Below are 5,542 nucleotides of genomic sequence, written 5' to 3'. Positions count from 1 at the left end.
GGCAATCGTTCCCGTGTTCGTCGTCATCGTCCTCACCCCTGAGGCGGAGACCGTCCGCTAACGGAGTGTCTCAAACAACCGTGGGGCGGAGGACCAAAGCCACGTCAGCTTCCGCCCGCTTTGCAGACGTTGACCGAAAGATAGGGGCATTCCGTAAGCCGACATCCGGACCAGTCGCCACGGATCGATGTGATTTTCATATTGGCGGCGACCCAAGGATTGTAATGCCGTTGGCTTCAGCAATCGAAGCGAGGCGGGCGGTATCGTCCGGCAGAGGCAAATTAGGGACGGGCAGTCCGGGAGCCTCAGCAGAGCGGCCAATCTCGTTCACCATCCGCTCGAACTTGCCGCCCGTCGTGATCACGAGAGCAATCGCATTGGTCGCTGACGTCACGCGATAGGCATGGGGCACGGCATAGGGGGCGGTGAGCGTCTGGCCAGGGAGCAGATCCGTGACCACGCCTCCAACCCAAAAACGCATGGCGCCGCTCAAGAGATAAAATGTCTCCTGCTCGTCCGCATGGACATGGAGCGGCGAGGCTTCACCTGGAGGAAAGACGAATTCCAAAAAAACTGGTACGATCTTTGTGCTCATCTGCCGAGCGGCGAATGGTAACACGATTATTGAGGAACCAGACCTCGGTCGGATTGATGTCAGACATTTGTGTAACTCCCACCATGCCTCAGGCCTTATTCTCCCAAGGCATTACCGTCAGCGACATTCGTATGGGCGGCGGAGAAGGTTAGGGGCAACCTTGAAGTCGGTAAGCGCCGTGTCCGCGCAGCAGGCGCCTCCGCGAAGACAGGTTGAGAGGGTCATATCGAATGACCTTGCCCAATGCGTCTGCGTGGCCGCACGGCGAACTCCTCTCTTAGAGCCCGCCTCGCTTTCGGCGGGCGATGAGGATCGTCAGGGCGAAGACGCTGAGTCCGACGGCGGCGGTGATCACGGAAGCCTCGGGCCCGAAGCTACCACCCGTCAGCCAGGCCGGAGCGGCAGGATCGAAATGCGCGGTCATGAGGCTGCCTTCGCCGGCCATGCCCGAAACCGGCGCGCCGAAAATAGAGCCCAGCGTGAAATTCCACCCCGCATGGGCGCCAATACTCATCCAGATCCGGTTCGTCGCGATATAGAAGCCGGAGAGGAGCAGGCCTGCCTCGATCGCGATGGCCGCCGAAGACAGGATGGTGGCGCCGGGATTGTGCAAATGGGCCGCGCCGAACAGGGCTGCGGACACCACGACCCCAGACCTGATCCCGAAGGCGCAGGACAGCAGCCGGAAGATGATGAGCCGTGCGAGCAGTTCCTCGAGGAAACCCGTGCCCAGCGTCTCGCGGATATCGTGGCCCCAATCCGTCCATGACGCCGCCTGAAACGAGACATCTCCCAGAGCCAGCAGCACGAGCATGACCGAGGCCGTAATGCCGCCGCCCACGAGAATGCCCAACGGCAGTTCGAGGATCGCAGGCCGCAGCGCCAGCTCAAAAACCGGTCGCTTCTCGACCTTGCGCACCAGCAGCACATAGGTGCCGTAGGCCAGCGCCACCGTCACGAACGCAGCACCGATGATGACCGTCGGATTGGTCGTCAGTTTCTCGCGGATGATCGACTGCAGGCTCAGTTCGATGACGGTGACGACCAGGATCGCGAGCATCCAGCCCAAAATGCGCGGGATTTGCCAGCGGCCAGGTGCGATGACCCCGCTTGTCGCGGTCAGGGCGAAGGGGGAAGTCAAGACTACTTTCTCCGGAAATGGTTGTTGACGGGTGACAGGCTCAATGACCTTCGGAATTGCCGTCCGGCGCAGGACGGGAGCTCACAGTTTCGCGCAGCTTATCGATCCGATTGCGCAAGTCCCGCAGTTCGGTGATTGACAGCCCGGTCGCCGCCAGCACGCAGGCCGGGATTGCCTCGGCCTGGACGCGCAAGGCCAGACCGGCCTCCGTCAGACGAACGCGCACCTGCCGTTCGTCTTTCTGGTCGCGGGCACGTTCGACCAGGCCAGCGCCTTCCAGTCGCTTAAGCAACGGCGTCAGGGTGGAACTGACCAGGTCGAGTTGAGACCCGATCTCGCCGACGAGCTTGCCGTCGCTGCCCCACAGGACCGTCATCACTAGATATTGCGGATAAGTCAGCCCAAGCGGCTCCAGCAGCGGCTGATACAGTCGATTGAAGGCGTGGCTCGCGGCATACAGCGAGAAACACACGAAATTCGACAGATCGGGTGTGGATGGGTCTTCGGCCATGTCGTCCTCCATAGGCTTACATATTATATCGCGCGGCACTAAGTCGCGGACGACTTTTATGCATGAGAGCCATGCATCCGGCGCGCTCGCGCGACTATATCGTGCACGATATATATCGTCGCACAGACCGATCGTGGCCTGACCGATATGGAGTTTTCCATCATGAAGCGCCTCTCCACAGCCCTCGCCCTGGCCGCCGTCCTCGCTGCCACGCCGGCCCTCGCGGCCCCGGTGCTGGAGCCCACGACCCAGCATTTCCTCAACGGCTTGGCCGCCGCCCACGTCCCGGCCATCCCGTCGCTGTCGCCGCACGACGCCCGCGCGCTGCTGGACGGCGCGCAAGGGTCTGTGAAGGTCGCGGCGCCCTTCGCCCGGATCACCGATCGCGTGCTGCCCGTCGGCCCGACCGGCAGCACGCGCATCCGCATCTACCGCCCGTCCAACGCTTCCAGCCACGCCCCGGCCATCGTCTATTATCATGGCGCGGGCTGGGTGATGGGCGGCCCCACAAGCCATGACCGCCTCGTGCGCGATCTGGCGGCAGGCAGTGGTGCGGTGGTGATCTTCGTTGATTACGAACGCTCGCCCGAGGCACGTTATCCGACCGCGATCGAGCAGGATTACGCGGTGCTGGACCACGTCGCCCGATACCCGGCCGAGTTCGGGATCGATCCCTCCCGCATCGCGATCGCCGGAGACAGCGTCGGCGGCAACATGGTGGCGGTCGTCTCCGCCCTGGTGGCGGAGCGGCATGGGCCGAAGCCCGTGGCGCAGGTGCTGTTCTATCCTGTTACCGATGCCGCGATGAATGACGGATCCTATCGGGAATTCGCCAATGGCCCGTGGCTGACGGCGAAGGCCATGGAGTATTTCTGGAACCAGTATCTGCCCGCAGGGACGGATCGCGCCCAGCCGCATGTCTCGCCGCTGAATACGCCGGATTCCATCCTGCACGGGCAGGCGCCCGCGCTGGTCATCACGGATGAGAACGACGTCCTGCGCGACGAGGGCGAGGCCTACGCCCGCCGCCTGATCGAAGCCGACGTTCCGGTCACGACGACACGCTACAACGCGACGATCCACGATTTCGTCATGCTCAATGCGCTTGCCAGGACCCCGGCGGCCACCGCCGCCATCGCCCAGGCGACACATTTCCTGCGCGACGCCTTTGCGCAGGCGAAGTAACGAGACAAAGCCGGTCTAAGGCGCTTCCCCGTCAGATACGCGGTAGCGCTTCAGTCTCGCACCGGGCGCAAGGTGCGCCCGGATCTTCAGGCGCCGACCAGAACCCCGCGGGCCTCACGACGCAGGGCCTGGGGAGATTGGCCGTATTGCCGCATGAAGGCCTCGCGCATGCGTCGGAGATCGGAAAAGCCGGTCTCTCTCGCTACGGCCTCCAGACCGTGTCTCGTATTGTCCAGGAGGATCCGCGCTGCCTCGAGACGGAGGAGCTCAATCGCCTTGGCGGGCGATCGGCCCGTCTCCGCCTGAAAGGCCCGGCTGAACTGGCGCGGGGACAGCGCCGCGACGTCGGCCAATTCCTCGATCGTCAGCGGGTTGGCAAGGTGGCTCTTGGCATAGATCAGGACTTTCTGGATGCGGTCGCTACTGGGTGCCAGATCCAGAAGCTCCGAATGCTGCGACTGACCGCCCGCACGCCGGTGGTGCATCACCATCCGCCGCGCGACCGCTCCAGCCACGTCCGCGCCCAGATCCTTCTCAACCAGCGCCACGGCCATATCCAGCCCAGCGGTCAATCCGGCGGATGTCCAGACGGATCCCTGATTGATGAAGATTCGGTCGCCCTCGACGACGATCTTCGAGAAACAGTCCCGCATGTGCTGCGCGTAGGCCCAGTGGGTCGTGGCGCGCTGGCCGTCGAGCAGGCCCAGCTGGGCGACAAGGAACGATCCCGTGCAGATACCGGCGACGCGCCGAGCCTCTTTCGCAGCCTGCCGCATGACGGCGAGGGCTGCATCCTCCTGGATCGGCGGCGGCGTCATCCCGGCCATGAGCAGGAGCGTGTCGATCGGCCCCGCTTCCGACAGGGCGACGGTCGGGACGTCCAGCCCGCTGGAGGATTTAATCGGGCCGCCTGACACTGAATAAATGCCGAGCGAATAGAAATCTTCGCCCACCACCGCGTTCGCCAACTCGAAGGCAGCCTGAGCGCCCAGGGCGAGGAACTGAAAGCGCTCAATAAGAACCATAGCGACGTGGGGCACGGCAGCTCCGTCCGGCATGTCCGAAAAACGTAAGTTATCCGTCATTTCGGAGGTGGTCCAGAGAGCGCATTAAAAGGGGGTCAACACCGATGAAAAGGTAGGACTTTCAATGACCCAGAACACTTTCGGCACGGCTCTCGTCAGCGGCATGATGATGATGATGGAGCGCCATGAGATCATCGGCCTTATGACGGTGTTGAAGCTCGCCGGCATGCGTCACGCCTTGACGAGGTCATTACGGACGCCGTCAAGCCTCACCACCCCGTCCAGCACGTCGTTGGCGACCTGCTGAAGGCGGAGGTCGCCGAGAAGCACGCCCGTTCCATCAAATACGAGATGGTTACTTCCAGGCTGCCTCTCGCCCGCGAACTCGACGGCTTCTCGTTTGTCGGCACGCCGATCAACGAAGTGCTGGTGCGCGACGTTGCCACTGGCGCCTTTCTCGCCACCCAGCGCAACGTCGTGCCGGTGGGCGGCACGGGATCGCGAGAGACCCATCTCAGCATCGCCATTGCCCGCAATTGCAACCGCCGTAGCGCCCGCGTCCGGGTTCTACAACACCACGGACCTAGTGAACCTGATTGAACTGGAGACCCACCAGGGCCGGACCGGCAAGCTTGCCGAACATCTGTCACGGCTCGACCTGCTGATCCTCGATGAACTGGGCTACCTTCCGTTCGCCCACTGTCTTCGGCGATGCAAAAATGATCACGACACTGCTCAACCGGCTCACCCATCATTGCGACATCATCGAGACCGGGAACGGCAGCTGGCGCTTCAGACACCGAAGCTGAGCCTGTCCACCCGGAAAAGAAGACAACTTACGCCCTTGGCGGGACGCCTCCGGACTACGCCCTCCGCTATCCCGCCAAGGCGTAAGCGCGCATTAAACCCCGGTTCCCAGTTGACTGCCGATCACGGTCCCCGTTTGCATGCCGATTGACAGTCAGATCCGCTCAATAATTATTTTTCCGACTGTGAGCTGCCCCCTTCTGAGTGGTCCATCGACTATGACAGTCTGGACCAAGGAAGGGACGACGCATGCCAGCGAAGAAGCACAAGCCCGAGGA

The 5,542-nt window shown here is 62.8% G+C and carries 5 protein-coding genes and 1 pseudogene; 2 read left to right on the top strand and 4 right to left on the bottom strand.

What is annotated here, in order from left to right; translation table 11 throughout:
- Positions 1 to 196: 196 nt before the first annotated feature.
- From FHR90_RS16940 to FHR90_RS16930, 3 genes are all read right to left on the bottom strand, one after another.
- On the bottom strand, positions 197 to 595 hold the full coding sequence (locus tag FHR90_RS16940; RefSeq protein WP_176624203.1) for a cupin domain-containing protein: 399 nt from the start codon (positions 593 to 595) through the stop codon (positions 197 to 199).
- A 277-nt stretch (positions 596 to 872) separates the two neighbouring features.
- Complete coding sequence (locus FHR90_RS16935) at positions 873 to 1,736, bottom strand: CPBP family intramembrane glutamic endopeptidase (RefSeq protein ID WP_176624201.1); 864 nt, start codon at positions 1,734 to 1,736, stop codon at positions 873 to 875.
- Positions 1,737 to 1,776: 40 nt separating this feature from the next.
- Positions 1,777 to 2,247 carry a MarR family winged helix-turn-helix transcriptional regulator gene (locus FHR90_RS16930; protein ID WP_176624199.1) on the bottom strand — a complete coding sequence of 157 codons (471 nt, stop codon included), beginning with the start codon at positions 2,245 to 2,247 and terminating at the stop codon, positions 1,777 to 1,779.
- Between the two features lie 162 nt (positions 2,248 to 2,409).
- On the opposite strand from FHR90_RS16930, the gene FHR90_RS16925 reads away from it, so the two are divergent.
- Positions 2,410 to 3,432, top strand: a complete 1,023-nt coding sequence (locus tag FHR90_RS16925; RefSeq protein WP_176624197.1) for an alpha/beta hydrolase — start codon at positions 2,410 to 2,412, stop codon at positions 3,430 to 3,432.
- 86 nt (positions 3,433 to 3,518) lie between these two features.
- Here the strand turns inward: FHR90_RS16925 and FHR90_RS16920 are convergent, their stop codons facing one another.
- A complete protein-coding gene (locus tag FHR90_RS16920) occupies positions 3,519 to 4,517 on the bottom strand; it encodes a GlxA family transcriptional regulator (RefSeq protein ID WP_246330357.1) in 999 nt (332 codons plus the stop codon).
- A 112-nt stretch (positions 4,518 to 4,629) separates the two neighbouring features.
- Between FHR90_RS16920 and FHR90_RS16915 the strand changes: the two are divergent.
- A pseudogene (locus FHR90_RS16915) lies at positions 4,630 to 5,266 on the top strand (ATP-binding protein).
- Positions 5,267 to 5,542 lie beyond the last annotated feature (276 nt).

The organism is Endobacter medicaginis, assembly GCF_014192375.1.
Lineage (GTDB): Bacteria > Pseudomonadota > Alphaproteobacteria > Acetobacterales > Acetobacteraceae > Endobacter > Endobacter medicaginis.
This window is presented reverse-complemented; position numbering and strand designations above follow the sequence as displayed.